The 25,214-nt window shown below is 73.4% G+C and carries 22 protein-coding genes; 14 read left to right on the top strand and 8 right to left on the bottom strand.

The features are described from left to right. Positions 1-15 precede the first annotated feature (15 nt). Positions 16-873 (bottom strand): DMT family transporter, encoded by an 858-nt coding sequence (locus tag FHX81_RS26630; protein ID WP_246107984.1) that lies wholly within the window; start codon positions 871-873, stop codon positions 16-18. Between the two features lie 61 nt (positions 874-934). Here FHX81_RS26630 and FHX81_RS26625 point away from each other — a divergent pair, with 61 nt between their 5' ends. From FHX81_RS26625 to FHX81_RS26615, 3 genes are all read left to right on the top strand, one after another. Beyond that, on the top strand, positions 935-2,350 hold the full coding sequence (locus FHX81_RS26625; RefSeq protein ID WP_141980781.1) for an aminotransferase-like domain-containing protein: 1,416 nt from the start codon (positions 935-937) through the stop codon (positions 2,348-2,350). 189 nt (positions 2,351-2,539) lie between these two features. After that, complete coding sequence (locus FHX81_RS26620) at positions 2,540-3,763, top strand: MFS transporter (protein WP_141980780.1); 1,224 nt, start codon at positions 2,540-2,542, stop codon at positions 3,761-3,763. Positions 3,764-3,767: 4 nt separating this feature from the next. After that, the gene (locus tag FHX81_RS26615) at positions 3,768-4,283 is read left to right on the top strand and encodes a GNAT family N-acetyltransferase (protein ID WP_141980779.1); all 516 of its coding nucleotides are present in this window, start codon (positions 3,768-3,770) and stop codon (positions 4,281-4,283) included. A gap of 3 nt (positions 4,284-4,286) precedes the next feature. Here the strand turns inward: FHX81_RS26615 and FHX81_RS26610 are convergent, their stop codons facing one another. After that, complete coding sequence (locus tag FHX81_RS26610) at positions 4,287-4,964, bottom strand: helix-turn-helix domain-containing protein (RefSeq protein ID WP_141980778.1); 678 nt, start codon at positions 4,962-4,964, stop codon at positions 4,287-4,289. A gap of 50 nt (positions 4,965-5,014) precedes the next feature. Between FHX81_RS26610 and FHX81_RS26605 the strand changes: the two genes are divergently transcribed. Next, positions 5,015-5,779, top strand: coding sequence for an NAD(P)H-binding protein (locus FHX81_RS26605; protein WP_141980777.1), 765 nt, complete (start codon positions 5,015-5,017; stop codon positions 5,777-5,779). Here the strand turns inward: FHX81_RS26605 and FHX81_RS26600 are convergent. Continuing rightward, positions 5,776-8,439, bottom strand: coding sequence for a helix-turn-helix transcriptional regulator (locus FHX81_RS26600; protein WP_141980776.1), 2,664 nt, complete (start codon positions 8,437-8,439; stop codon positions 5,776-5,778). The two genes, FHX81_RS26605 and FHX81_RS26600, sit on opposite strands and share 4 nt — an antisense overlap. Positions 8,440-8,870: 431 nt before the next feature. On the opposite strand from FHX81_RS26600, the gene FHX81_RS26595 reads away from it, so the two are divergent. From FHX81_RS26595 to FHX81_RS41385, 3 genes are all read left to right on the top strand, one after another. After that, positions 8,871-9,392, top strand: a complete 522-nt coding sequence (locus FHX81_RS26595; RefSeq protein WP_141980775.1) for a hypothetical protein — start codon at positions 8,871-8,873, stop codon at positions 9,390-9,392. A gap of 72 nt (positions 9,393-9,464) precedes the next feature. Next, positions 9,465-10,754: a PepSY-associated TM helix domain-containing protein gene (locus tag FHX81_RS26590; RefSeq protein ID WP_141980774.1), complete on the top strand. Its 1,290-nt coding sequence runs from the start codon at positions 9,465-9,467 to the stop codon at positions 10,752-10,754. Positions 10,755-10,805: 51 nt separating this feature from the next. After that, positions 10,806-11,453 carry an MFS transporter gene (locus FHX81_RS41385; RefSeq protein ID WP_211363908.1) on the top strand — a complete coding sequence of 216 codons (648 nt, stop codon included), beginning with the start codon at positions 10,806-10,808 and terminating at the stop codon, positions 11,451-11,453. 46 nt (positions 11,454-11,499) lie between these two features. On the opposite strand, the gene FHX81_RS26580 is transcribed toward FHX81_RS41385, so the two are convergent. Further along, positions 11,500-12,819: an isocitrate lyase/PEP mutase family protein gene (locus FHX81_RS26580; protein WP_246107983.1), complete on the bottom strand. Its 1,320-nt coding sequence runs from the start codon at positions 12,817-12,819 to the stop codon at positions 11,500-11,502. Between the two features lie 32 nt (positions 12,820-12,851). Here FHX81_RS26580 and FHX81_RS26575 point away from each other — a divergent pair, with 32 nt between their 5' ends. Further along, positions 12,852-13,532, top strand: a complete 681-nt coding sequence (locus FHX81_RS26575; RefSeq protein WP_211363569.1) for an ArsR/SmtB family transcription factor — start codon at positions 12,852-12,854, stop codon at positions 13,530-13,532. Positions 13,533-13,566: 34 nt separating this feature from the next. Here the strand turns inward: FHX81_RS26575 and FHX81_RS26570 are convergent, their stop codons facing one another. Further along, positions 13,567-14,316 carry a PP2C family protein-serine/threonine phosphatase gene (locus FHX81_RS26570; protein WP_141980772.1) on the bottom strand — a complete coding sequence of 250 codons (750 nt, stop codon included), beginning with the start codon at positions 14,314-14,316 and terminating at the stop codon, positions 13,567-13,569. Between the two features lie 55 nt (positions 14,317-14,371). Next, on the bottom strand, positions 14,372-15,427 hold the full coding sequence (locus tag FHX81_RS26565) for an ROK family transcriptional regulator (RefSeq protein ID WP_141980771.1): 1,056 nt from the start codon (positions 15,425-15,427) through the stop codon (positions 14,372-14,374). A gap of 53 nt (positions 15,428-15,480) precedes the next feature. Between FHX81_RS26565 and FHX81_RS26560 the strand changes: the two genes are divergently transcribed. From FHX81_RS26560 to FHX81_RS26545, 4 genes are all read left to right on the top strand, one after another. Next, positions 15,481-16,500 (top strand): Gfo/Idh/MocA family protein, encoded by a 1,020-nt coding sequence (locus FHX81_RS26560; RefSeq protein WP_141980770.1) that lies wholly within the window; start codon positions 15,481-15,483, stop codon positions 16,498-16,500. Then, entirely contained in the window at positions 16,497-16,958 is a 462-nt protein-coding gene (locus FHX81_RS26555) for a heme-degrading domain-containing protein (protein ID WP_141980769.1), read from the top strand. Before FHX81_RS26560 ends, FHX81_RS26555 begins: the two co-directional genes overlap by 4 nt. Positions 16,959-17,014: 56 nt before the next feature. Then, a complete protein-coding gene (locus FHX81_RS26550; protein ID WP_425473873.1) occupies positions 17,015-18,274 on the top strand; it encodes an IS701 family transposase in 1,260 nt (419 codons plus the stop codon). Between the two features lie 344 nt (positions 18,275-18,618). Then, entirely contained in the window at positions 18,619-19,113 is a 495-nt protein-coding gene (locus FHX81_RS26545) for a carboxymuconolactone decarboxylase family protein (protein WP_141980768.1), read from the top strand. 55 nt (positions 19,114-19,168) lie between these two features. Here FHX81_RS26545 and FHX81_RS26540 read toward each other — a convergent pair whose 3' ends face one another. Further along, entirely contained in the window at positions 19,169-20,278 is a 1,110-nt protein-coding gene (locus FHX81_RS26540; RefSeq protein ID WP_141980767.1) for a serine hydrolase domain-containing protein, read from the bottom strand. A gap of 263 nt (positions 20,279-20,541) precedes the next feature. On the opposite strand from FHX81_RS26540, the gene FHX81_RS26535 reads away from it, so the two are divergent. Beyond that, positions 20,542-22,164 carry a glycosyl hydrolase family 18 protein gene (locus FHX81_RS26535; RefSeq protein WP_141980766.1) on the top strand — a complete coding sequence of 541 codons (1,623 nt, stop codon included), beginning with the start codon at positions 20,542-20,544 and terminating at the stop codon, positions 22,162-22,164. Between the two features lie 217 nt (positions 22,165-22,381). After that, positions 22,382-23,359 (top strand): toll/interleukin-1 receptor domain-containing protein, encoded by a 978-nt coding sequence (locus FHX81_RS26530; RefSeq protein WP_170232180.1) that lies wholly within the window; start codon positions 22,382-22,384, stop codon positions 23,357-23,359. A 33-nt stretch (positions 23,360-23,392) separates the two neighbouring features. Here the strand turns inward: FHX81_RS26530 and FHX81_RS26525 are convergent, their stop codons facing one another. After that, complete coding sequence (locus FHX81_RS26525; RefSeq protein WP_246107982.1) at positions 23,393-25,162, bottom strand: M14 family zinc carboxypeptidase; 1,770 nt, start codon at positions 25,160-25,162, stop codon at positions 23,393-23,395. Positions 25,163-25,214 lie beyond the last annotated feature (52 nt).

The raw sequence follows: 25,214 nt of genomic DNA, 5'->3' as shown, positions 1-25,214 counted from the left end.
GCCCGCGGCACGGCGTCACCCGCGGTCGAGGCGGACCCGCACCGCGACGGCCGCGCACAGCACCACGGCGACACCGCCGAGCACGGTCGGCCAGGTCAGCCGCTCGCGCAGCAGCAGCGCCGCCCAGCCGATGCCCAGCACCGGCTGGACCAGCTGCACCTGGCTGACCCGCGCCATCGGGCCGATCGCCAGGCCGCGGTACCAGGCGAAGAAGCCGAGGAACATGCTCACCACGGCCAGGTAGCCGAACGCCGCCCACTGCGTCGCGGTCCCCGCGGGCGGTCGCTGGACGGCCGAGACGACCGCCAGGGTGATCATCACCGGCGAGGACAGCACCAGCGCCCACGACACCGTCTGCCACGAGCCGAGCTCACGGGCCAGCAGCCCGCCTTCCGCGTAGCCGACCGCCGCCGTGGCCACCGCGCCGAACAGCAGCACGTCCGACCAGCTCGGCGGCCCGAACCCGCCGCCGGACGACGACGCGAACGCCAACGCCGCCACCACACCCGCCACCACCGTGCCCCAGAACAGCGACGGCGGCCGTTCCTGGCCGCGCACCACGGCCATGACGGCCGTCGCGGCGGGCAGCAACGCGATCACCACGGCGCTGTGCGCGGCCGACGCGGTCGTGAGCGCGAACGAGGTCAGCAGCGGGAAGCCCGCCACCACCCCGCCGGCGACCACGGCCAACCGCGCCCACTGCGCACCGGTCGGCAGGCGCTGCCCGGTGACGGTGAGCGCGACCGCGGCGAGCAGGGCGGCGACGACCGCGCGTCCCGCGCCGATGAACAGCGGCGACAGGCCCGCGACGGCGACCCGGGTGAACGGCACGGTGAACGAGAACGCCACCACGCCGAGCAGGCCCCATCCCAAGCCGGCTCGCGCGGGCGATAGCACCGGCGGCGGGGGAACAGTAACGCTATCGTTGGCTGTCATGTCCGACGATAGCAGCGCGCGCATCGTGGCCGGTCTGCGCGCCTGGATCGCGCAAGCGCCGCCGGGCACGCGGGTGCCGTCCAACCGGGCGCTGACGGCCCAGTACGGCGCGAGCCCGGTGACGGTCCAGAAGGCGATGCACGTGCTGGCCGCGCAGGGGCTCGTCGAGTCCCGGCCCGGTGTCGGCACGTTCGTCCGGACCGTGCGGACCGTGCGGCCGCCGGACTACGGCTGGCAGACCGGTGCGCTGCGCTCACCGCGAGCGCCCCTGCCCGTCCTGGCCACGCCCCTGCGCGGCCAGTCGCCGGACGCGATCGGCCTGCACTCCGGCTACCCGGACCGCGAGCTGCTCCCCGAACGGCTCGTGCGCGCCGCGCTCGCCCGGGCCGCCCGGGCCGACGCGGCGCTGACCCGCTCGGACACCGCCGGCCTGCCGGAGCTGCGGGCGTGGTTCGCGGGCGAGCTCGGCCGGGCCACGCCGGCCGGCGTCACCCCGCCCGCGCCGCGCGACGTGGTGGTCCTGCCGGGCAGCCAGAGCGGCCTCAGCTCGACGTTCCGCGCGCTGGTCGGCTTCGGCCGGCCGCTGCTGGTCGAGTCGCCGACCTACTGGGGCGCGATCCTGGCCGCGGCCCAGGCCGGCGTGCGGCTGGTCCCGGTGCCGAGCGGGGCGGCCGGCCCGGACCCGGACGAGCTGGCGCGGGCGTTCGAGGAGACCGGGGCGCGCGCGTTCTACGCGCAGCCGAACTACGCCAACCCCACCGGGGCGCAGTGGTCACCCGAACTGGTCGGGCAGGTCCTGGACGTCGTCCGCGCGCACGGCGCGTTCCTGGTGGAGGACGACTGGGCGCACGACTTCGGCATCGACACCACCGCGCGGCCCGTCGCGGCGCACGACGACGAGGGCCACGTCGTCTACCTGCGCTCGTTGACGAAGAGCGTGTCACCGGCCGTGCGGGTCGCCGCCGTCATCGCCCGCGGCCCGGCGCGCGACCGCGTCCTGGCCGACCGGGGCGCGGAGTCGATGTACGTCGCGGGCGTGCTCCAGGCCGCCGCGCTCGACGTCGTCACGCAACCCGGGTGGCGCGCCCACCTGCGGGCGCTGCGCCACCACCTGCGAGCCCGGCGCGACCTGCTGGCCGCCTGCCTGGCCGAGCACGTGCCGGACGCGCACCTGGAGCACGTGCCGCCCGGCGGGCTGAACCTGTGGGCCCGGCTGCCCGACGCGACCGACCGGGACCGGCTGGTGCGCGACTGCGAGGCCGAGGGCGTGGTGATCGCACCCGGCGCGGAGTGGTTCCCGGCCGAACCCCCCGGCTCGTTCATCCGCCTCAACTACTCCGGCCCCGACCCGGCCCGCTTCCCCGACGCCGCCCGGGTCATCGGCCGGGCACTGGCCCGCGCGGCGCGGCGGTGAGGTCAGGCCTCGGCTCCCCGGCGTCACCCGCCTACCGCCGCCCAGTCCCCGCACGACCGAGGCCGGACGTGCGCGCCGGTCTCGTCGGGTGACCGGGCGCCGGAGTGGACGGTCGTGGTGCGGCCGGAACGCGGTGGTTCCGCCATTCGCGGGCACGTCTGGGAAGGTGGACCCGGGGGGGGTGGCCGCATGAGCGATCGCACGACGTTGTCGCACCACAGGGGGTTCGTCCGGTTCTGGGCCGCGGACACGGTGTCCTTGGCCGGCACGCACGTCACCGCGTTGGCGCTCAAGGCCGTAGCGGTGTTGACGCTCGGCGCGACCGCCGTCGGGACCGGCATGCTCGAAGCCGCGCGCTGGCTGCCCTACCTGCTGTTCGGGCTGGTCGCGGGCGCGTTGGTGGACCGCCGCCGCAGGCTGCCGGTGCTGGTCGGCGCGGACGTGGCCCGCGCCGTCGTGCTGGCGCTGGTCCCGCTGACCGCGTCCACCGGCACGCTCACCATGCCGCTGCTGCTCGCGCTGGTGCTGGTGTTCGGGACGTTGTCGCTGTTCCACGACGCGGCGCACCAGTCGTTCCTGCCGGTGCTCGTGCCCGTCGAGCGCCTCACCGACGCCAACGCCCGGCTGGAGCAGACCCGGGCCGCCGCGCAGGGTCTGGGGCCACTGGCGGGCGGCGCGCTGGTCAAGGTCATCGGCGGACCGCTCGCCGTGCTCGTCGACGCCGTCTCGTACCTGGTCTCCGGTCTGGTGCTGGTCACCCTGCGCCGAGCGGAACGGCCGGTCGAGCCGCCGCCGAAGCGCGACCTGCGCGGTGAGGTGCGCGAAGGGCTGCGGTGGGTCTACCGGCACGAGGTGCTGCGGCCGCTGGCGTTCGCGTCGCACGCGTGGTTCCTGTTCACGTCCATGGTGATCGGCATCTACAGCGTGCTGGTGCTCGACGAGCTGGGGTTCGACGCGTTCCTGTTCGGCGTGACGTTCGCCGCCGGCGGGCTGGGCGGGCTGCTCGGCGCGTCGCTGTCCGGTCCGGCGGGACGGCGGTTCGGCGTCGGCCCGGTGATCGTGGCGGCCCGCTGGCTGACGCCGGTGGGCTACGCGCTGGTACCCCTGGCCACGTCCGGCACGGGCGGCTTCGTGCTGCTGTGCGCGGCGCAGTTCGTGTTCTACCTGTCGGCCACCCTGGACGGACCGGTGGAGATGGGCTACCGGCAGTCGATCACGCCCGACCGGCTCCTGGGCCGGATGAACGCCACCATGCGGTCGGTGAACCGGGGCATGATCGTGTTCGGCGCGCTGCTCGGCGGCGCGCTGGCCGACCGGCTCGGCTCCCGGACCGCGCTGTGGCTCGCCGTGGCGGGGCTGGTCGGCCAAGCGGCCTGGATCAGCACCACCGCCGTGCGCAAGGCCAGGTTGTAGCGCCGTGGAACTGCGCCGCGCCCGGCCCGCCGACCTCGACCAGGTCGCCGCACTCGACGACTCGTTCACCACCGACACCGTGCTGGACGTCGTCGTCACGGCCGACGGCTTCGCCCTGCGCCCGGCGGAGGTCGACCCGCCGTTGCACAAGGTCTTCCCACCCGACGACGACCCCGGTGGCACGGTGTTCGTCGCCGCCGACGGCCCACGCGTGCGCGGGTTCGTCGCCGTCGAGCCGGAGGACTGGCACCGGCGGCTGGTGATCGCGCGGATCACCGTCGCGCCGGGACACCGCGGGCGCGGCATCGGCCGGGCCCTGCTCGACCACGCCTGCGCGCACGGCCGCGAGCACGGCGCGTCGACCGCGTGGCTGGAGACGTCGTCGGTGAACGTGCCGGCAGTGCGCGCCTACGAGCGGGCCGGGTTCACGTTGTGCGGCCTGGACACCACGTTCTACCGGGGCACGCCCGCAGCCGGCGAGGTCGCCCTGTTCTTCGCCCGGGACCTCCAGCAGCCGTGACCCCTAGCAGTAGGTCGCGGCCGGCAGGTCGCCCGCCAGGTACGCGTCCGGCGGCACGCCCATCGTGGCCCGGAACTCGCGGCTCAGGTGCGCCTGGTCGTAGTAGCCGAGCTCGGCCGCCAGCCGCGCCCACCCGCCGCGCCGGCCCCGCGCCACCACCCGGCGCACCCGGTCCACCCGGGCGAACTGCTTGGGCGACAACCCGACCGCCCGGGTGAACACCGTGCGCAGGTGCCGTTCGCTGACCGCGAGCGCCCGTGCCGTCTCCGCCACGCCGTGCGCGCGCAACAGCCGTGCCGCCGCGTGCACCAGGTCCGACCGCTTCGGATCGACCGCCGCGACCCGGCGCAGCAACGCCGACCGCAACGCGGCCTCGTCCCCCACCGGACGGCCCCACACCTCGCCCAGCGGCACGACCCGGTCGACCAGCTCGTCCACCGGCACGTCCAGCACCGCCCGGGCCCGGCCCGGTGCCAGCCGCACGACGGTGCGCCGCGCGTCGCCGCCCACGCGGTAGCGGGCCCGGTCGCGCGGGCCGACCACGTACGCGCCCTCCGAGGCGCTGCACAGCACCAACGTGGTGGCCGTGTCCGGCGCGTGCACGACCGTGCCGCCCGCCTCGAACGACTGGACGCCGATCCCGGACCCACGGCCGCAGACGGTGTTCCACGTCCGGCACAACCGCCGGAACGTCCAAGACCTTCCCGCGGCGCCCGGCCCAGACTCGTCCCATGTTGCTGATCACGGGTGCCACCGGCACCACCGGCCGCGAAGTCGTCCGACTCCTCACCGACCGGGGTGTCGCGTTCCGCGCGATGTCCCGCACGCCGACGGGCGACCAGGTGCGCGGCGACCACGCCGACCCGGCGTCCCTCGACCGGGCGGTGGACGGCGTGGACGCGGTGTTCCTGCTCGGTCCGGGTACCGCCGACCTGCCCGCCTACGACCTCGCAGTGCTGGACGCGGCGAAGCGCGCGGGGGTCGCGAAGGTCGTGAAGCTGTCCGCGATCCCGGTCGGCCCGGTCGCCGGGTGGCACCGGCCCGGCGAGGAGGCGGCCCGCGCGTTCCCGGCGTGGACGTTGTTGCGCCCGAGCCTGTTCGCGTCGAACTCGGCGCAGTGGGCGCCGCTGATCGCCGCGGGGGAGCCGATCCCGAACCCGATGGGCGACACGCGGCTCGGCGTGGTGGACCCGCGCGACCTGGCCGAGGTGGCGGTGCGGGCGCTGCTCGACGACCACGGCGGCCGCACGTACGCGCTCACCGGCCCGGAACTGCTGAACGTGCCCGAGCAGGTGGCCGTGCCGGCCGACGTCCTCGGCCGCGAACTGTCCACTGTGGACGTCCCCCTGGAGTCGCTGCCCCCGGAGTACGCGGAGGGCGTGCGGGCGGTGCGCGAAGGCGACGGCTCGCTGCTGTCCGACGCCGTGGCGCAGGTGCTGGGTCGCCCCGCCCGCTCGTACGCCACCTGGGCGCGGGAGTGCTTCCCGTCCCCCTAGCCCGACGCGCCCAGGCGCCGGATGCCCTCGCGGGCGATGTCGGTGCGCGAACGGACGCCGAGCTTGGCGAGCACGTGCGACACGTGCGTGGCCACCGTGCGGCCGGACAGGAACAGCCGTTCCCCGATCTGGCGGTTCGACAGCCCGGCCACCACCAGCTCGGTGACCTTCAGCTCCATCGGGGTCAGGCTCTCCCACCCGTGCGTGGCCCGCCGGTGCTTGGCGTGCGGGCCGCGCCGGATGCCGTGCCCGCGCAGCCGGGCCAGCAGGCGGGTCGAGTCCCAGTCCGCGCCGAGTTCCGCGTGCACGTCCACGGCGTGGCTCAACGCCGCCCGCGCCGACGTCCGGTCGCCCGCCGCGGCGAACAGCTCGGCCGCCGCCGACAGCGCCTTGGCCCGGAACAGCGGCCGGCCCGCCACCCGGTACTCCTCGGCCGCGTGCAGCAGCCCGACCGGGTCGGCCGACACCAGCGCCCGGCAGCACGCGGCCGACGCCCGCCGGTGCGGCACGTCCAGCTCCGCCGCCAGCGCCTCGGCGTGCGCGACCGCGTCGGCGGCGTCCTCACCCAGCTCCACGGCCAGCCGCACGAAGTCGGGCAGCAGGTCCTCCACGCAGTCCCACCCGCCCAGCACAGACCACGCCTCGCGCACCCGCCCGGCCTGCTCCAGCGACAGGCTCACGGCCAGCGCCAGCGGCCCGATCACGTGTCCCTCCAGCCCCGTGCCGGCCGCGTCCAGGTGCTGCCGCGCGCCCGCCGCGTCACCCCGGTGCAGGTGGATCAACGCGGCCACGCCGTGGTCGCACCGGGACACCATCGGGTGCTTCAGGTCGTCGGCCAGCAGGTCGACGTCGACCAGCGCCTCGTCCCACCGGCCGGCGTCGAGCAGCAACTGGCCCAGCGCGCTCTGCGCCTGCCCGAGCCGCACGAGGTTGCCGACCTGGTCGGCCGCGTGCCGCACCACCTGCGCGGACGCGATGGCCTCCGGGCCGCGGTCCAGCTCGCCCAGCGTCACGGCCTGGTTGATCTGGAGCAGCAGCCGCAGGTCCGACGTCGCCGGCTCGCCCATGGCCACCGCCAGCGCCCGGTCGAACAGCGGCAGCGCCTCGGCCATCCGGCCCCGCGCCATCGCCACGATCGTGCGCACGTGCAGCGCCCAGCTCGTGGCCCACCGGTCGCCGCCGACCAGCGCGGCCTGCGCGAGCCGTTCGGCGTCGTCCAGCTCGCCGAGGTCCCAGTGCGCGCGGGCGGCCACGACCAGCAGCCGCGCCCGGTCCGACGGCGTGACGTCCGGTGCCGCGAGCGCGCGCCCCACCTCCACCAGCGTCTCCGCCGAGCGCCCGGTCATGCTGCGGCACTGCGCCAACGTCCAGTGCAGGTCGACCAGCGTGCCGTGCTCCAGCCCGGCCAGCGCGACGGCCTCCGCGCCGTGGTGGTCGCCCAGCCGGAACCTCGCCTCGGCCAGGTGCGCGAGCAGCACCCCGCGCCGGGCACCCGCGTTCGGCGCGACCACGACCCGGCCGAACAGGTCCACCGCGGCCTCCGGCGCGTGCGCGACGAGCATCGAGCCGTGCCGGACGAGCCAGTCCGCGACCCAGTCGGGCATCCGGTCGTCGGCGGCGAGGAGCTGCCGCGTCACCCGGTCCACGCCCGCGCCCGTGTCGGCCAGCGCCCGCGCCGCTTCGGCGTGCCACGCGGCCCGTGCCGCCTCGGGCACCTCGTCGTACAGCGCGGTGCGCACCAGGGGGTGCCGGAACGACAGGCCGGCCGTGCCGTCCACCAGCACGCCCGCCACGGTCGCCTCCTGCAACGCGGGCAGCAGCTCCACCACGCGCCTGCCCAGCACGGCGGCCAGGTCGGCGACCGGGAAGTCCACCCCGAGCAGCGCGGCGGCCACCAGCACGCGCCGGACGTCCGCGCCGAGGAACCCGATCCGGTCCGCGATGGCGGCCGAGAGCGACGGCGGCACGCCCGCGTCGACCAACCGGGCCACCCCGGCGTCGACCTCGACCGCCGAGCCGCGCACCAGCGCCTCGACCAGCTCGACCAGGTAGAGCGGGTTGCCGCCGGCGTCCTCGGCCAGCCGCGACAGCGCCTCGTCGGGCGTGCCGCCGACCAGCCGCCCGGTCAGCTCCACCACGGCGGCCGGCGGCAGGCGCGGCACCGGCAGCCGGGGCACGTCCACGCGCAGCACGGCCAGGTCGTCCCGGCGCGGCAACGGCCGCAGCACGCCGACCAGCAGCAGCGGCAGTTGCGGCACGAGCCCCGCCAGCCGCCGCCACACCGCGACGCTGGCCTCGTCCGCCCACTGGAGGTCGTCCAGCACCAGCACCACGGGCCCGATCGCGCACAGGTCGTCCACGCGCGCCAGCAGGCGTTCGGCGGTGGCGCCCGCGCTCTCCGACCGGGCCACGGCGAGCGCGTCCAGCAGGGGTAACAGCGGGAGGGGCCGGCCGAGTTCGTCGCCCGCACCACGGCACACCCGGAACCCGCGTGCCGCGGCGGCGTCGCACGCCGCGCGGACCAGCGCCGTCTTGCCGATCCCCGGCTCGCCCTCGACGAGCAGCGCGGCGCCCCGCCCCTGGGACAGGTCGTCCACCAGCGCCAGGAGGCGGCCCAGCTCACGCTCGCGACCGGCGAGACGCACTGTGACGGCGCGCACACCGTGAGAATACGTTGCTAACTCCGCGTTAACAAGATGTTACATTGCGTGGCAATTTACTTGGTCGTCAAACCAGTTATCCAATTGTTCACGATGATTCCGCCCCGTTTCCGTCCGAGTACTGCCAGGGTAATCGCCGGAATTCCCCCGACCCCTTCCCTGGAGAACGCATGCGCATCGCCCGAGTGCTCGTCGCCGCCCTGCTCGTCGCCGTCTTCACGACTGCGGCACAGGTCTCAACCAGCCCGTTCGGTGGGATGCCCTACAACTGACCGGCGGTATTCCAACCCCATTGGACGACATTCCAACCGAGGTGGGTGAATAGCGGCGAATAGGGCTCGTCCGGGCCGCGAAGTCCGGACGAGCCCGTCGTCGGGCACCGCAGATTCGTTCTTCTCACACCCTGGCCGGCCCCAGTACGCTGCGGAAGCGTGGCACCGGCCCCGACCCGAGGAGCCGCGCGCGTGGTGCGCTGCGGCGCGGTCGGGCTGTCCACCGGGCTGCTGGCCGTGCTCGCCCACGCGAGCGGAGGCGGCCACCTGCCGTCCCTGCCGCACGTGCTGGTGTTCGCGCTGGCCATCGCGTGGACGTGCGTGCCGCTGACCGACCGGCAGCTCGGGTTCGCCGAGCTCCTCGGCCTCGTCGGCGTCGTGCAGGTGGCCGCGCACGTCTTCCTCGGCGCGCTGTCGCGACACCCGCGCGACGTGCTGCCGTCGCCCTCGATGCTGCTGACCCACCTCGTCGCCACGGCGATCGTCGTCGCCGCCCTGACGGGCTTCGAGCAGGCGGTGTTCCGGCTGGCCGCCGCCGTGGCGGCCGTGCTGCCCCGCCCGCTGAGCCCGCCGCCCGCGTTCGCGCCGCTGCGCATCCCGATCGCCGCCCACCCGCGGCAGTCGTTCTCGGAGGTGCTGCGCCGCCGCACGCTGCCCCGCCGAGGTCCGCCCCGCTCCTAGGTATGCGCAGGTCCCCACCACCGTCCCGACCCCGGGACCGGTGGCATCACCCCATACCCGGGAGTTCTCGCCATGACCGAGTCCTGGCGCGGCCTCGTGCTGCGCTTCCACTTCTACGCGGGCGTGCTCGTCGGCCCGTTCGTGCTCATCGCCGCCCTCACCGGCGTGCTCTACGCCGCGACACCGCAGTTGGAGTCGTGGCTCTACTCCGACCAGCTGCGCGTGCCCGCGTCCACGTCGACCGTGCCGCTGTCGGAGCAGGTCAAGGCCGCGATGGCGGTGCGGCCGGACGCCGACCTGGTCGCCATCCGGCCCGCGCCCGAGCCGGGCGCGACCACCCGCGTGCTGTTCGCCGGTGACGGCGACGCGCGCCCGACCGTGTTCGTCAACCCGGCCGACGGCGCCGTGGTCGGCGAGCTGATGACCTACGGCACCAGCGGCGTGCTGCCGTTGCGCACCACGATCGACCAGGTCCACCGCAACCTCCTGCTCGGTGAACCCGGCCGGCTCTACAGCGAGCTGGCGGCGTCCTGGCTGTGGGTGGTGGCGCTGGGCGGCGTGGTCCTGTGGTTCACCCGCCGCCGCGCCCAGCGCACGAAGCCGACCACCCGCAAGCACGCGACCGTCGGCCTGTCCGTGCTGGTGGGCGCGCTGTTCCTGTCCGCGACCGGGCTGACCTGGTCCGCGTACGCGGGCGAGAACGTGGCCGACCTGCGGCAGGCGCTGAACTGGACCACGCCCGCGCTGGCGGGCGGCGGCGACCACGCCGGGCACGACATGTCCGACCCCATCCCGCCGTCGCCGGGCCAGGTGGACTCCGTGCTGGCCACGGCCCGCGCGGCGGGCATCGACGCCGGGCTGATCGAGATCACCGTGCCGCCCATGGCGGGCATGGCGTGGAACGTCACCGAGATCGACCGCTCGTGGCCCACGCAGGTGGACGCGGTCGCCGTCAACGGCGGTGAGGTGGTCGACCAGGTGCGGTTCGCCGACTACCCGGTGGCGGCCAAGCTGACCCGGTGGGGCATCGACCTGCACATGGGCGTGCTGTTCGGCTGGCCCAACCAGCTCCTGCTGCTGGCCGTCGGGCTCGGCCTGGTGGCGCTGGTCGGGCTCGGCTACCGGATCTGGTGGCTGCGCCGGCCCACGCGCGGCTTCGGCCGGCCCGTGCCGCGTGGCCAGTGGCGCAAGGTGCCGCGGGCGCAGCTCGTCGCCGTGCTCGTGGTCGCGGCGGCGGTCGGCTGGTTCATCCCGCTGTTCGGGCTGAGCCTGCTCGCGTTCCTGGTGGTCGACGCCGTGCTGAGCGCCCGGTCCCGGCGGCGGAAGGCCGACGGGGTCGAGTCCGCGCCGGTCGCCGGGTAAACGGCACGACGGCCGGACCGGGTGCGGGTCAGCCTCGGCCATGCGCTTCGGTTGACGCCCCTACCGCCCCCGGCCCGGCCGCTCGCCCGCCTCGCGGTGGGCTGGGCGGTCCTGGCCGACACCGTGCCGATCTACCCGCTGTACGCGTTGCTGTTCGTGTCCACCGGGCTGTCGGACGTCGAGGTCTCCGCCCTGTTCGCGATCCGGTCCGCGGTCGCGGTGGTGGCGGAGATCCCGTTCGGCGCGTTCGCGGACCGGTTCTCGCGCAAGTGGTCCGTCGTCGGGGCCGGCGTGTGCCAGGCGGCCGGGTACGCCCCGTGGACCTCGCTGCCCGGCTTCACCGGCTTCGCGGTGGGGTTCGTGCTGTGGGGCGTCGGCGGCGCGATGTCGTCCGGCGCGGTGGAAGCCCTGCTGCACGACGGGTCGGCGCCGCACCGCACTTCGGGCGGGTGCTCGGTCGCGTCACGGCGGTCGGCCTGCCGGCCCGGATCCGTGTCGATCTTCCGGACCCGGATGCCCGCGTACGTCTATTTGACGACGGACGGCGCGTTGCCGCGCACGCCACCGGGCAGCGGCATCGACACGCGGGACGAGGTCTCCCAACCCCACCCGAGAGTCGAACACTCAGGTCCCGAGTGTCGAACCTCCAGGACCCCTGAGTTCTACGTTCAGGACAGGGCCGCTCGTCTTGAACGTTGAATTCAGGGGTCCTGAGCGTTCGACACTCGGGACCTGAGTGTTCGACTCACGGGGTGGGGAGGGTGGTGGTTTCGAGGTAGGTGGGGAGGTCGGTGGGGAGGGGGCGGTCGGCGCGGACGGCGGTCGCGGCGGCGACGGCGGCGGCGAGGGCGGCGCGGAACGGGAGGGAGCCCGTGCTCACGCGGCGGACGCCCAGGGCACGCAGGGTGCGCAGGGGCAGGTCGGGCAGGGTGTTCAGCGGAACGGAGAGCGCGGCGACGGTGGCGGCGATCTCGTGCTCGTCACGCAACCCCGGGACGAACACGCCGTCCGCACCGGCGTCCGCGTAGGTCCGGGCCCGCCGCAGGGTCGAGCCCTGGTCGACCGACAGCCAGTGCGTGTCCACCCGGGCGTTGACGAACAGGCCCGGCGCGGCCTCCTTGAACGCCCGCACGATCCCGGCGTGCTCCGACGGGTCCGCGAGCCCCGCGCCACGCCCGTCCTCCACGTTGACCCCCGCCACGCCCAGCTCCCACAGCTCCGCCGCCAGCTCGCGCACGTCACCGCCGAACCCGGCCTCCACGTCCACCGTCACGGGCACGGGCAGCCGCACGAGCAGCCGCGCCAACGCCAGCGTCTCCGCCCGCGCCACCCCCGCCGCGTCCGGCAGCCCGTGCGCCACCGCCACGCCCAGGCTCGTCGTCCCCACCGCCGCGAACCCCGCCCGCGCGAACGCCGCCGCCGACGCGAAGTCCCACGCGTTCGGCAGCACCAGCAGCTCGTCGTGCAGCCGGTGGAACGCCCGCGAGCCCTCCACCAGCGCCGACGCGTGCGCACGCCCGGGGCACGCGTGCCGTCCCGCCCCGAACCACGCGTCACGCAGTTCCACCTCCACCACCGACCCGTCCGGCGCGACCCGCCGCGTCACGGGCACCGGCGGCTCCACCCCCGCGAGCAACGCCCGCGTCGCCGCCGAAGCCTGCACCAGCACCCCGATCCGCCCGGCCGTCTCCTCGTCCCACGCCCCGCCGCACACCTCGACCAGCCGCCCGACCGCCGCGTCGGCCTCCGCCGGCACCGGGACGTGCGGCTGGTAGCACGACGCCACCAGGGCCACGTCCGCCGCGACCGACCGGGGCAGCCCCATCGCCTCCGCCAGCACCGCCACCGGCTCACCCGCCCGCCGCAACGACCCGGGCGCCACGCCACCCAGCACCCGCTCCGCCACCGCCCGCCGCCGCACGTGGTCCGCACCTTCGCTGAACCGCGCCACCGACGCCCGCAGCCACGCCACCCCGACCGCCGCCGCGGGCACGGGCGGAACCACATACGACGAATCCGTGAGCACGTCCATGGCGTGACCGTAGGACGCCATCACTTCGGCCACCGCCGAACCGTCACGGGCGCACAATGGGCCCCATGGCAGCGGACCAACTCGCCACCCTGGCGGCCTTGCTGGCCGACCGCACGCGGGCCCGCTTCCTGCTCGCGCTGATGGACGGCCGGGCGTGGACGGCGGGTGAACTGGCCGAAGCCGCCGACGTCACCGCGTCCACGACCAGCGAGCACCTGAGCCGCCTCAGCGAAGCCGGACTCCTGGTCGAACGCCGACAGGGCCGCCACCGCTACGTCCAACTGGCCGGCCCGGAGCAGGCTCGCCTGCTCGAAGAGCTGCTCGCCTACCTCGGCCCCGCGGACCCGCCGCGGCGCACCCTGCGCGCCTCCACCGCCGACCAGGCGCTGCGCCGGGGCCGGACGTGCTACGACCACCTGGCCGGCCGCCTCGGCGTCGCCATCACCGACGCCATGACCACCCGCGGCCTGCTCACGGCCGACCTCGCCGTCACCGACGACGGCCTCGCCTGGCTCGGGCGCGAGCTCGCGTTCACCCCGCCGGCCAGCCGCCGCCCGCTGGCCAAGGCCTGCCTGGACTGGACCGAGCGCCGCTCCCACCTGGCGGGCACGGCGGGCGCGCACCTGCACGCCCACTTCCACGAGCGCGGCTGGGTGCGCCGGGTCGGCACGGGCCGCGCCGTGCGCCTCACCCCGACCGGCGAGACGGCCCTGCACGACCTGCTGGGCGTGCGGCCACCCGACTGACCGGTCCCCTGTGGACACCGGTCGTGCGGTCCGGCTAGCGCGTCAGCCAGCCCGGCAGCCACGACGCGTTGCCCGCGGGCAGCACGTCGACCACGACGCAGGTGATGTTGTCCGGGCCGCCGCGCGCGTTGGCCGCCTCGATCAACGACCGCACGGTGTCGTCGCCGTCGGCGGTGGCGGTCAGCAGCTCGGCGATCTCCGCCGCGCCTACCACGTCCGACAGCCCGTCCGAGCAGATCAGGTACCGGTCGCCCACCTCGACCTCGGCGAAGAACAGGTCCGGGTCGTGCGCGCTGCCCGCCTGCAACGCGCGCATGAGCATGGACCGGCCGGGGTGCTCGGCGGCCTGCTCGGCGGCCATCCGGCCGTCGTCCACCAGCGCCTGCACCATGGTGTGGTCGCGGGTGATCTGGCTCAGCTCGCCCTCGCGGACCAGGTAGCAGCGCGAGTCGCCGATGTGCCCGACCGCGAACCTCTCGCCGTCCCACAGCAGCGCGGTGAGCGTGGTGCCCATCCCGCGCATGTCGAAGTTCTCCTCGGCCAGGTCGGTCAGCCGGATGGCGATCTCCCGGGTCGCGCCGGCCAGTTCGCCGAGGGGGTCGTCGGCCTCGACGTCGAGGTCGGCCAGCACCGCCACCGCGATCGAACTCGCCACTTCGCCGAACGCGTGCCCGCCCATGCCGTCGGCGACGGCGAACAGGCGTTCGCTGAAGTACACGGAGTCCTCGTTCGCTTCACGGCGCAGGCCGGGGTCGGTGCCGACGGCGTACCGGAGCGCATACATGCCGCACAGTGAATCACCCGCACGAGTGCCCGTGAGCAGGGCATGTCCAATCCGGTCAGCGTGGACGGCCGTAGAACTCGCTCAGGAGGAGCATCGCGGCCCCCGCCGCGACCACGTCATCACCCAACGGGGTGATCGACACGTCCACCGGCAGCCACTCGTCCTTGGGCAGCCTGGCCCGCACGCCGTCGAGGTAGGCGGCGGGTTCGGCGAGCACCGCGCGCCCGGCCAGCACCACGTGGTCGATGTCGAGCAGCTGCACGAGGTCGGCCACCGCCACCCCCACGACGGACGTCGCCTCGACCAGGTCGCCGCGGGCGGCGGCGAGGTTGTGCAGCGCTTCGATGCACCCGCTGCGCCCGCAGACGCACGGCGGGCCGTCCAGTTGGAGGGTGGTGTGCCCGTACTCGCCCGCGTTCGTGCGCACGCCCCGGTGCACGCGGCCGTCGAGCAGCATGCCGATGCCCAGCCCGGTGCCGACGAGCACCAGCACCGCGTCGCGCAGCTCCTCCCCGCGCCGCCACGCCTCGGCCACGACCGCCGTGTTGGTGTCCTTGTCGAGCACGACGGGCAGGCCCAGCCGCTGCTCGGCCAACGCGCGCAGCGGCACGTCGTGCCAGGCCGTCAGGCCGGTCGGGTAGTGCACCACGCCCGTGCGGTGGTCCAGCGGTCCGACGAACCCGATGCCGACCCCGAGCAGCCGCTCGCTGCGGATCCGGTCCTCGCGCAGGCCGTCGACCAGCCGGTTCAGCTCCGCCACGAACGTCGGCGGGTCGAAGTCGCGCGGCAGCGGTGCGACCGCGCGGTCCAGCACCGTGCCCGCGAGGTCGGTGAGCACGACCCTCAGCTCGTCCCGCTCGACCTGCGCGCCGAGCGCGAGCCGGGAGTCGGCGACCAGCTTGAGCAGGGTGCGCGGCTTGCCGACACCGACGTTGCGGGTGCCGGACTCGACCAGCAGGCCGTCGTCGATGAGCCTGCTGACCACCTTGGACACCGCCTGCGGGGTCAGCCCGCTGCGGTCGGCCAGCTCCACCCTGGTGACCGCGCCGGAGCGGGCCAGCCCGAGCACCACCGCGTCGTTGTACCCCCGCAGGAAGCGCAAGTTGGCCACGCGTCCATCATCGCACCTGGCGCTTTACTACACGGTGTTGCTTTAATCGGCGCATGCCTCTCCGCACCGGACTCCTCGGCTACGGCATCGCCGGCCGGGTGTTCCACGCACCGCTGATCGCGGCGACGCCCGGCCTGGAGCTGACCGCCGTCGTCACCGCCGACCCGACCCGCCGGGCGCACGCCCAGGCCACCTACCCCGGCGTGCGGCTGCCGCGGGCGGTCGAGGAGCTCTTCGGGCTCGACCTGGACGTGGTCGTCGTCGCCACCCCGAACCGCACGCACGTGCCGCTGGCGCTGGCCGCGATCGAGGCGGGCATGGCGGTCGTGGTGGACAAGCCGTTCGCGCCGTCGTCGGCCGACGCCCGCCGGGTGCTCCAGGCGGCGAAGGACCGCGACGTGCCGGTGACGGTGTTCCAGAACCGGCGGTGGGACGGCGACTTCCGCACGGTCCGGTCGCTGCTGGCCGACGGCGCGCTGGGCGACGTGACGCGGTTCGAGTCGCGGTTCGAGCGGTGGGTGCCGGAGGTCTGGGACAACTGGCGCGAGTTCGGCGCGCCCGAGGAGGCGGGCGGGCTGCTCTACGACCTCGGCGCGCACCTGGTCGACCAGGCGTTGGAGCTGTTCGGGCCGGTCGCGACCGTGTACGCGGAGCTGGACCGGCGGCGGCCGGGCGTCGAGGTGGACGACGACGTCTTCGTGGCGCTGACGCACGCCGGCGGGGTCCGTTCACACCTTTGGGCGAGTTCCACCGCCTCGCACCACGGGCCGCGGCTGCGCGTGCTGGGCTCGACCGGCGCATACGTCTCGCACGGTCTGGACCGGCAGGAGGAGGCCCTGGCCGCAGGCAAGCCATTTGAAGATTTGTCGACAAATGGCCGGTTGGGGTTGCCGGACGACGCCGAGGAAGTCGTGGGTCTGCCCGGTGCGTACTCGGAGTTCTACCGGCTGCTCGTCACCGCCCTGACCGAGGGCGGCCCCCTGCCGGTCGAGCCGGAGTCGGCCGTGCGTGCGCTGGAAGTGATCGAGGCGGCGTTCACCTCCGCCCGGACCGGACAGGTGGTGTCGCTGTGAGCTTGCTGGAGACGTTGGCCGAGCAGGAGTCCCGGCTGGTGTTCACGTCGTTCGACAACGAGGTGGCGCTGGCGCTGGGCGCGTTCCTGCTGGAGGCGGCCCGCGCGCAGGCGCTGCCCGTGACGATCTCGGTGCGGCGGGGGCAGCAGCGGCTGTTCCACGCCGCGCTGCCGGGCACGTCGGCGGACAACGACGAGTGGATCGACCGCAAGAGCCGCGTCGTGGACCGGTACGGGCAGAGCTCCTACCGGGTCGGCGAGAGCTTCCGGGCGAGCGGCAAGACGTTCGAGACCGACTCCCGCCTGGACCCCGACCGCTACGCCGCGCACGGCGGCGTGTTCCCCGTGATCGTCGCCGGTGTCGGCGTGGTGGGCACCGTCGGCGTCTCCGGCCTGCCGCAGGCCGACGACCACGCGTTCGTGGTGGCGCAGGTCGAGAAGTTCCTCGCGACCACCTAGTAGGGCTTTGTTAGGTCGAGTGATGGGATGTGTGGGCGGTGTGGTTTCCTGCGGTGGTGACGCCGGAGGAGATGGCCGAGGTGCGGCCGGTCATCGAAGGGTTCGCCGCGGAGGTGTTCGGCGGGTTCGCCCGGCGTGACCAGCGCGGCAAGGGTGAGCTGTATCTGCGTGGGCTGCTGTTGGACGGCAGGCGCAAGTCGATGCAGCCCATGGCCGAGCGCCTCGGTGTGGACCATCAGCAGTTGCAGCAGTTCGTCACCACCTCGACCTGGGACCACGTCGAGGTCCGGCGCAGGTTGGCGGTGTGGGCGGCGGGGTTCGTCGACCCGGACGCGTTGGCCGTGGACGACACCGGGTTCCCCAAGGACGGGACCTCCTCGCCCGGGGTGGCGCGGATGTACTGCGGGGCGTTGGGCAAGCGGGGCAACTGCCAGGTCGGGGTCAGCGTGCACGCGGTCACCGACTGGACCTCGGCCGCGGTGGACTGGCGGCTGTTCCTGCCCGAGTCCTGGGACGACACCAAGGCCGACGACGAGCGGACAGCCGCGGAGATCGCCCGCAAGCGGGCCCGCTGCGCGATCCCCGACCAAGTGCGGCACCGGGAGAAGTGGCGCCTGGCCCTGGACATGATCGACGAGCTGCTGGACTGGGGCATGCCGCGGCGGCCGGTGGTGGCCGACTCGGCCTACGGCGACAACACCGCCTTCCGCCAGGGGCTGACCGACCGCGGTCTGACCTACGCGGTGGCGGTCTCGGCCTCCACCAGCCTGCATCCCGGCTCGACGGCCCCGGTCCCGCCGAGCTGGTCGGGCATCGGCCGCCCGCCGACGAAGACGACCTACCCGGACAAGCCCGTCACCGCCAAGACCCTGGTCACCGAAGCCGGGCGTTCGGCGGGGCGGTTCGTGGTCTGGCGCCACGGCTCCCGCAGGAGCGCGGGCAACCCGACCGCGACCATGCGCTCCCGCTTCCTTGCGCTGCGGGTGCGCCCGGCCAACCGCAACATCCCCCGCGCCCCCGACGGCAGCCTGCCCGAATGCTGGCTACTGGCTGAATGGCCCACCGGAGAACCCGAACCCACCGACTACTGGCTGTCCACCCTGCCCGTCGACATCCGCCTGCGCGACCTAGTCAAGCTGGCCAAAATGCGCTGGCGCATCGAACACGACTACCGCGAACTCAAGGACGGCCTCGGCCTGGACCACTTCGAGGGCCGCTCCTGGATCGGCTGGCACCGCCACGTCACGCTGGCCTCGGTCGCGCAGGCAATCTGCACCCGGCTGCGCCGCACCCCAAAAGCCCCTGCGCAGGTCTGACCCTCTACGCCGTCCTGCGCGAACTCCAAGCCTTACTCGCGGCCTGGACAGGCGTCTGCCACACCTGCCGACAACCCGTCCAGGCCACGACCACACCACAGCAACCGCAGGTCAACAGCACCTAACAAAGCCCTACTAGACCGCGGGCGCGCCGGCCGCCGCCCGGCCGCCGCGCCCTTCCCCACCCGACGGCCCGTCCTGCCCCCGGACGGGCCGTCGGCGTCCGCGCCGCGAGTCGCCGGTGGCCCACGCCACCCGTTCCCGGCCGCACGGGCGGTCACATCCGGCGCGCGCCGAACGTCAACGCGGTGACAACGGCGACATCCCGGAAGGACAGGTCCCCGATGACCACCACGCACGACGCCCGCCAGTCGCGACTGCCCGACCCCGCCGGGCTCGTCCCCGAACTGGCGCAGATCGCCGGAGCCCTGTTCCAGGCCGTCGGCAACGGCTCCATCCCGCGGACCACCATCGGCCTGGTGCACCTGCGGGCCGGCCAGCTCGTCGGCAACACCTACCTGACCACGTTGCACACCGGCAACCTGCGCGGGGCCGGCGAGACGGAGGACCGCATCACGGCCGTCGCGTCCTGGCGGGACGCGCCCCACTTCACCCCGGCCGAACGGGCGGCGCTCGCGCTCGTCGAAGCCGTCCTCACCCCCAACCCGCACGGCGAGCGCGTCACCGACGAACTGTACGCCGAAGCGTCCGCCCACTACGACGACAAGGCGCTGACCACGCTCACCTTGGCGATCGGGCAGGTCTGCCTGTTCATCCCCGTCGCGCTCATCGGCAAGCCGCTGCCCGGTGTCGCGCCGGCGGAGCAGTGGCGGGCCTGACCGCCGAGCGGTGAGGGCGCCGGGCGGTCGGCGCCCTCACCAGGTCGGCCCGGTGTCAGCAGAACACCTCGTTCATCAACTCCTCGTAGCCCGCGATGGGGCCCGGGTCCGGGGCGAACGTCACGGACATCGTCAGGCGGGTCTTCGTGTCCGGCGTGCTCATCATGAGGCTGGCGTAGCCGGGGATGCCGCCGCTGTGGCCCCGGATCGTGACGCCGCACGGCAGCTGCTCCGACGTGATGCCCAGTCCGTAGCCGCCGCTGAACGGCAGCGTCGCGGTCAGCTCGGCCTGCTGCGCCGGCCGGAGCAGGCGCCCGTCCAGCAACGCGTCCGCGAACCGGTCCAGGTCCGCCGTCGTGGAGATCATCTCGCCCGCCGCGTACGCGGCCGACGGGTTGAACTCGGTGATGTCCACGACCTCGCCGCCCGCGCGGATGTAGCCGTGCGCGTGCGGGCCGGGGACGTCGGTGCGGGTGCCCGGCACGGACGTGGACCGCAGGCCGAGCGGGCGCAGGACGCGCTGACCGACGGCCACCTCGTACGGCTTGCCGGTGACCCGCTCCACCAGCATCCCGGCCACGACGTAGTTCGTGTTCGAGTAGTTCCACCGCGTGCCGGGCTCGAAGTCGAGCGGCCGTGCCGTGGCCATCGCCACCAGCTCGGCGGGCGTCCACGTCTTGTACCGGAACTCCAGCAGGCCGTCCGGGTCGAGCGGGAGGGCGGACGTGTAGTTGAACAGCCCGCTGGTGTGCTGCAGCACCTGGCGCACGGTGATCCGGTCGCCGTCGGGCAGCAGGCCGGGCAGGTAGCGCGCCACCGGCGCGTCCAGCTCGACCTTCCCCTCGCCGACGAGCTGGAGCACGACGGTCGAGACGAACGTCTTGGTGATGCTGCCGATCCGGAACCGGCCGTCGGTCGGCACGGGCCGCGGCGAGTCGACGCGCGCCGTGCCGCTGCGCGCGGTGAACTCGCGCCGCCCGTCGTTGACCCGGAGCTGGACCCCCTGCGCCCCCGTGCGCGCCATCTCGTCCAACGCCCGCTGGACGACCTGCCGGTCGATCCGGCCGGCCGCGTCGACCGACGGCTCCGCCACCGCCGTGCCGGCGACGCCGACGAGCGCCAGCCCCGCGACGGCCGCTAACGCGATTCCCCTCTTGCCCCTCACAGTGGTCCTCCTCGTTCGTGCCGAGACCCCCTCGACGGGTCCGAGTCTGGCCGCCCGGCGGAGCGCGCACGTCGGACCCTGGTCTGGGAGGGGATCAGACTTTAGGCTCGTCCACCCCTAGTGGTCCCTGGTCTTCGGAACCGGTTCCGAAGGGTTTGCCACTACTCCGTTCGAGTGACGACAATGGTCTAGACCTTGACCGTGAAGTGGTCTGAACCACATGGTGGCGTCAACCCTGCACTCCTTTCCTGACAAGGAGCACGATGTCCAAGATCCGATGGCATGTCACAGCGTTGTTCGTGGCGGTCGCCACGTTGGTGGTGGGGCTGGTCGTCGCGCCCGCGGCCAGCGGTGCGGGCGGCGTCTCGGCCACCTTCAGCAAGGGCTCGGACTGGGGCACCGGCTACGAGGGCAAGTACACGATCAAGAACGGCGGCACGGCCGCCCTCACGTCCTGGACCGTCGAGTTCGACCTGCCCGCCGGCCACAAGGTCAGCTCCCTCTGGGACGGCTCGTACACGACCAGCGGCCAGCACGTGACCGTGAAGAACACGTGGAACGGCAACGTGGGCGTGGGTGCGTCGGTGAGCTTCGGCTTCAACGTGACGTACTCCGGCGCGTTCAGCGGCCCGGCCAACTGCAAGCTGAACGGCGCGTCGTGTGACGCCGGTGGGACGACCACCACCACGACGACCACCACGACCACGACGACGACCAGCACCACGACGTCGACGACCACGACGACCACGACCTCGAACCCGCCGGTCGGCTCGCGGAAGAACCTGGGCTACTTCACCCAGTGGGGCGTCTACGGCCGCCAGTACTTCGTGAAGAACATCCACACCTCCGGCTCGGCCGCGAAGCTGACGCACATCAACTACGCGTTCGGCAACGTGCAGAACGGCCAGTGCACCATCGGTGACGCCTACGCCGACTACGACATGGCCTACACCGCGGCGAACTCCGTCGACGGCGTGGCGGACACCTGGGACACGGGCGCGCTGCGCGGCTCGTTCAACCAGCTGCGCAAGCTGAAGAAGATGTACCCGCACATCAAGGTGCTGTGGTCGTTCGGCGGGTGGACCTGGTCCGGTGGCTTCGGCCAGGCGGCGCAGAACCCGGCCGCGTTCGCCGAGTCCTGCTACAAGCTGGTCGAGGACCCGCGCTGGGCGGACGTGTTCGACGGCATCGACATCGACTGGGAGTACCCGAACGCCTGCGGCCTGACCTGCGACACCAGCGGCTTCGGCTCGTTCAAGACGCTGTCGCAGGCGCTGCGCACCCGGTTCGGCGCCAACTACCTGGTCACGGCCGCCATCACGGCGGACGGCTCGGACGGTGGCAAGATCGACGCGGCCGACTACGGCGGCGCGGCGCAGTACCTCGACTGGTACAACGTCATGACCTACGACTACTTCGGCGCGTGGGCCGCGAAGGGCCCGACGGCCCCGCACTCGCCGCTGACGTCGTGGTCGGGCATCCCGACCGCCGGCTTCAACTCCGACGCGGCGATCCAGAAGCTGAAGGGCAAGGGCGTGCCCGCCGCCAAGCTGCTGCTGGGCATCGGCTTCTACGGCCGCGGCTGGACCGGCGTGACCCAGTCGGCCCCGGGCGGCACGGCGACCGGCGCGGCGCCGGGCACCTACGAGGCGGGCATCGAGGACTACAAGGTCCTCAAGACCAAGTGCCCGGCCACCGGCACCATCGCTGGCACGGCGTACGCGCACTGCGGCAGCGAGTGGTGGAGCTACGACACCCCGGCCACCATCGGCGGCAAGATGGGCTACGCCAAGACCCAGGGCCTGGGCGGCGCGTTCTTCTGGGCGCTCGACGGTGACACCGCCAACGGCGAGCTCATCACCGCGATGGGCAACGGCCTGAAGTAAGCACCCTGCACCGAAGGGCCCTGCGGGCGTCTCCCCCGCAGGGCCCTTCGCGCTTCCCACCCGCGTGTCGAACGCCCAGGACCCGCGAGTCGAACGCCCAGGACCCATGAGTTCAACGCTCAGGACGGTCGCGCTGCCGAGGAGGCACCACGCGACCGAGCGGTCGCGTACAGTGATCACCCCTCGCCGGAACGGTTCGAGAGGGTTACGCGACGTCATGACCAACGCGCGGACGAACAAGCACGACGTCTTCGTCAGCTACAGCCGCAAAGACCGGAGCCAGGTCCGGCAGGTCGTCGCCGACCTGCGTGCGAGCGGGCTGGTGGTCTGGCTGGACGAGGCCGAAGTCGGATTCGGCGACCACGTCCGCCGGAAGGTCTTCGACGGCATCACGGCCAGCTCCGTGGTGCTGGCCTTCACCTCCCGCAACTCGCTCACGTCGCAGTTCGTGCTCAACGAGCTCGACGCGGCGATGTGGCGCGAGATGGATGAGAAGCGCGTCGTGGTGGTGCCCGTGCTCCTGGGGCGGATCGACCACGAGGAACTGCCCCAGGACCTCCGCGGGAAGAACTTCGTCGACCTGCGCCACAACTTCGCCCGCAGGTGGGAGGCCGAGCGGTCGAGGCTGATCGGCGACCTCACCGCCCTCGTGCGCGGCGAGGCGACGGAAGGCGGCGCCGTCGTCCTGCGTGCGGGCGACCCGCTGATCCGCTTCTTCGCCAGGTACCACTACCGGCACACCAAGGACTCGCGCGACCCCGTCCCGGCGGCCCGGATGGTCGAAGTCGCCCAGAGCTTCGTCTCCGCCATCGTCTCGGAGTGGCGGGACGAGGACGAACGGCTGTCCAGGTCAGGTTCCGAGGACCGGCTCTTCTTCAACGTGCAGCGCTTCTTGAACCGCTACGGCGAGTTCGCCCTGCAGCAGATGACGCTGTACTACTTCGACCACGGGCCGACCAACTTCGCCGAGCCGTTCACGGAGGAGGAGTTCGAGGATCTCGCGGACCACCTCATGGTGCTGATGGCCGTGTGCACCCCGCGCCCGGCCGACGCACCCGACGACCCGCGCCACGTGCTGGTCCGCCTCCAGGGTGGTGTCATCACGCTAGCCTCGGTCGGGCAGGACGACCCGAGCGCCTCGGACCCGTGGCCCTCGACCGGGCGCGACGCGAGCGCGGAGGACCCGCGCGCGTGAGCTCGCGAGTCCTCCGCTTGACGGGCGGCTGGGCTAGACGGTCAGGCTCCACGAGTCGATGCGGCCCGTGTCGGCCGAGTACACGTCCTGCACGCGCAGTTGCCACGTGCCGTTGCGCGCCTCGGACGACACGTTCGCCGTGTACGTCGTGTCGATGTTGTCGCCCGAGTCGTTGTTCGACGCCTTCAGGCGGTACGCCGTGCCGTCCGGCGCGACCAGGTCGATCACCAGGTCACCCCTGTAGGTGTGCACGATGTGCACCTCCACCTGCGACGACGCCGAAGCGTTGCCCTCGCAGCCGGCGATGGTGACGGCGCTGGTGACCGCGGCACCGTTGTCCGGGATGGCCACGTCGGTGTCGTTGGTCTGCTTCGCGCAGCCCACCGGCGGGTTGCCGCCGCCGCCGTACGGGTTGGCCGCCTTCTTCGCCGCGTACATCAGCATCGGCTTCGTCTTCGGCCAGAACGTCGACGCCTGGCACGAGAACGCCGGGAAGAACCCGGAGCACGTGCCCGAGGACGGCCCGATCTCCCACACGAACGACGCCACGCCGAGGTCGTCGTACACCCAGTCGTCCGTCGCGCCGGCCGCGTTGTAGAGCACCTCGCCGGGCTGCCCGTACTGCCACCCACCGGCCAGCGACGCCATGTCCCGCGCCATGCCCCGCAGCGCCGCGTCGTTGCCCGTCTTGTACGACGTGGTCCAGCCCCACGGGAACAGCACCAGGTTCGAGTAGCTGTGCATGGAGATCACGACACCGGTCGTGTCGGCGGGCGCGGCGTCGGTGACACCGGTGCCGCGGCGGTCGCGGTAGAGGTTGCGCCACAGCGCCTGCAACGCCTTGGTCTCCACCTCGGAGTTCGCCGACGGCCCCTTGTACGTCTGGTCGCACGGGTTGGAGGACGTGCCCGCGCCGCCCCAGTGCGAGTCGGTGTTGCGGTTGAGGTCGATGCCGACCTGCGACGACGACGTGCCCGAGCAGTTCGACCCGTTCGTGGTGTTGGCGTTCTTGCGCTGGTAGCGCGGCGAGTTGCCGCCCTGCTGCACGATGTTCACGCCGTCGGGGTTGGCGATCGGCACGACCCACACCTCGGTGGTGTCCAGCAGCGCCGTGACCTCGGCGTCGACCCCGTACCCGGTGGTCAGGTGGTCGATCCACTTCCACGCCGTGTCACCGGTGGTGAGCTCGCGGGCGTGCAGCTGGCCCATGACGAAGAACCGGGGCTTCGGCGCGGACGTGTTCAGCGCGCAGTCGCCCGCGTTCTTCTTGGTGATGCAGATGGCGCGCAGGTCGTACCCGCCCGCGCCCTGGGTCTTCTTCCAGGAGTCGCCGTAGTCGACCAGCGTGGTCAGCGCGGGGTACTGCTGCCCGACCAGGTCCAGGTGCGCCCAGTGGGCGTTGATGGTGCGGTAGCCGCCGTAGTAGGTCTCGTTGATGTCGGCCGCTTCGAACGTCGGCGACTGCGACTTCTTGGCGGGCGGCTGCCACTCGGGGGCGGGCAGCACCTCGTCGATCACGGCGCTGAACCCGGCCTGCTCCAGGCCGGCGCCGGTGGTCGCGTCGCCGAGCACGAACAGGTAGTCGCCGTCGCGGTCCTCGAGCACGTCGAAGCCGCGCCCGAGCAGGTTCTGGGCGGCGGCGCCGAGCGGCGCGTGGACCTTGTAGACGTAGGTGGGCCCGGCTTGGACGGCGGCCACCTCGGGTGCGGGTCCGGCGGTGCCGGGGGTGCCCCCGGTGACCACCGCGGCCGCCGCGACACCGGCTACGGCCAGTGTCAGCAGTGAACGTCTGGTCGACTTCACGGTTGTTCCTCCTAGGCAGGGTTGAGCTGGAGGATGGGGGACGAACCGCCTC

The sequence above is a fragment of the Saccharothrix saharensis genome (assembly GCF_006716745.1).
GTDB classification, from domain to species: Bacteria; Actinomycetota; Actinomycetes; order Mycobacteriales; family Pseudonocardiaceae; genus Actinosynnema; species Actinosynnema saharense.
This window is presented reverse-complemented; position numbering and strand designations above follow the sequence as displayed.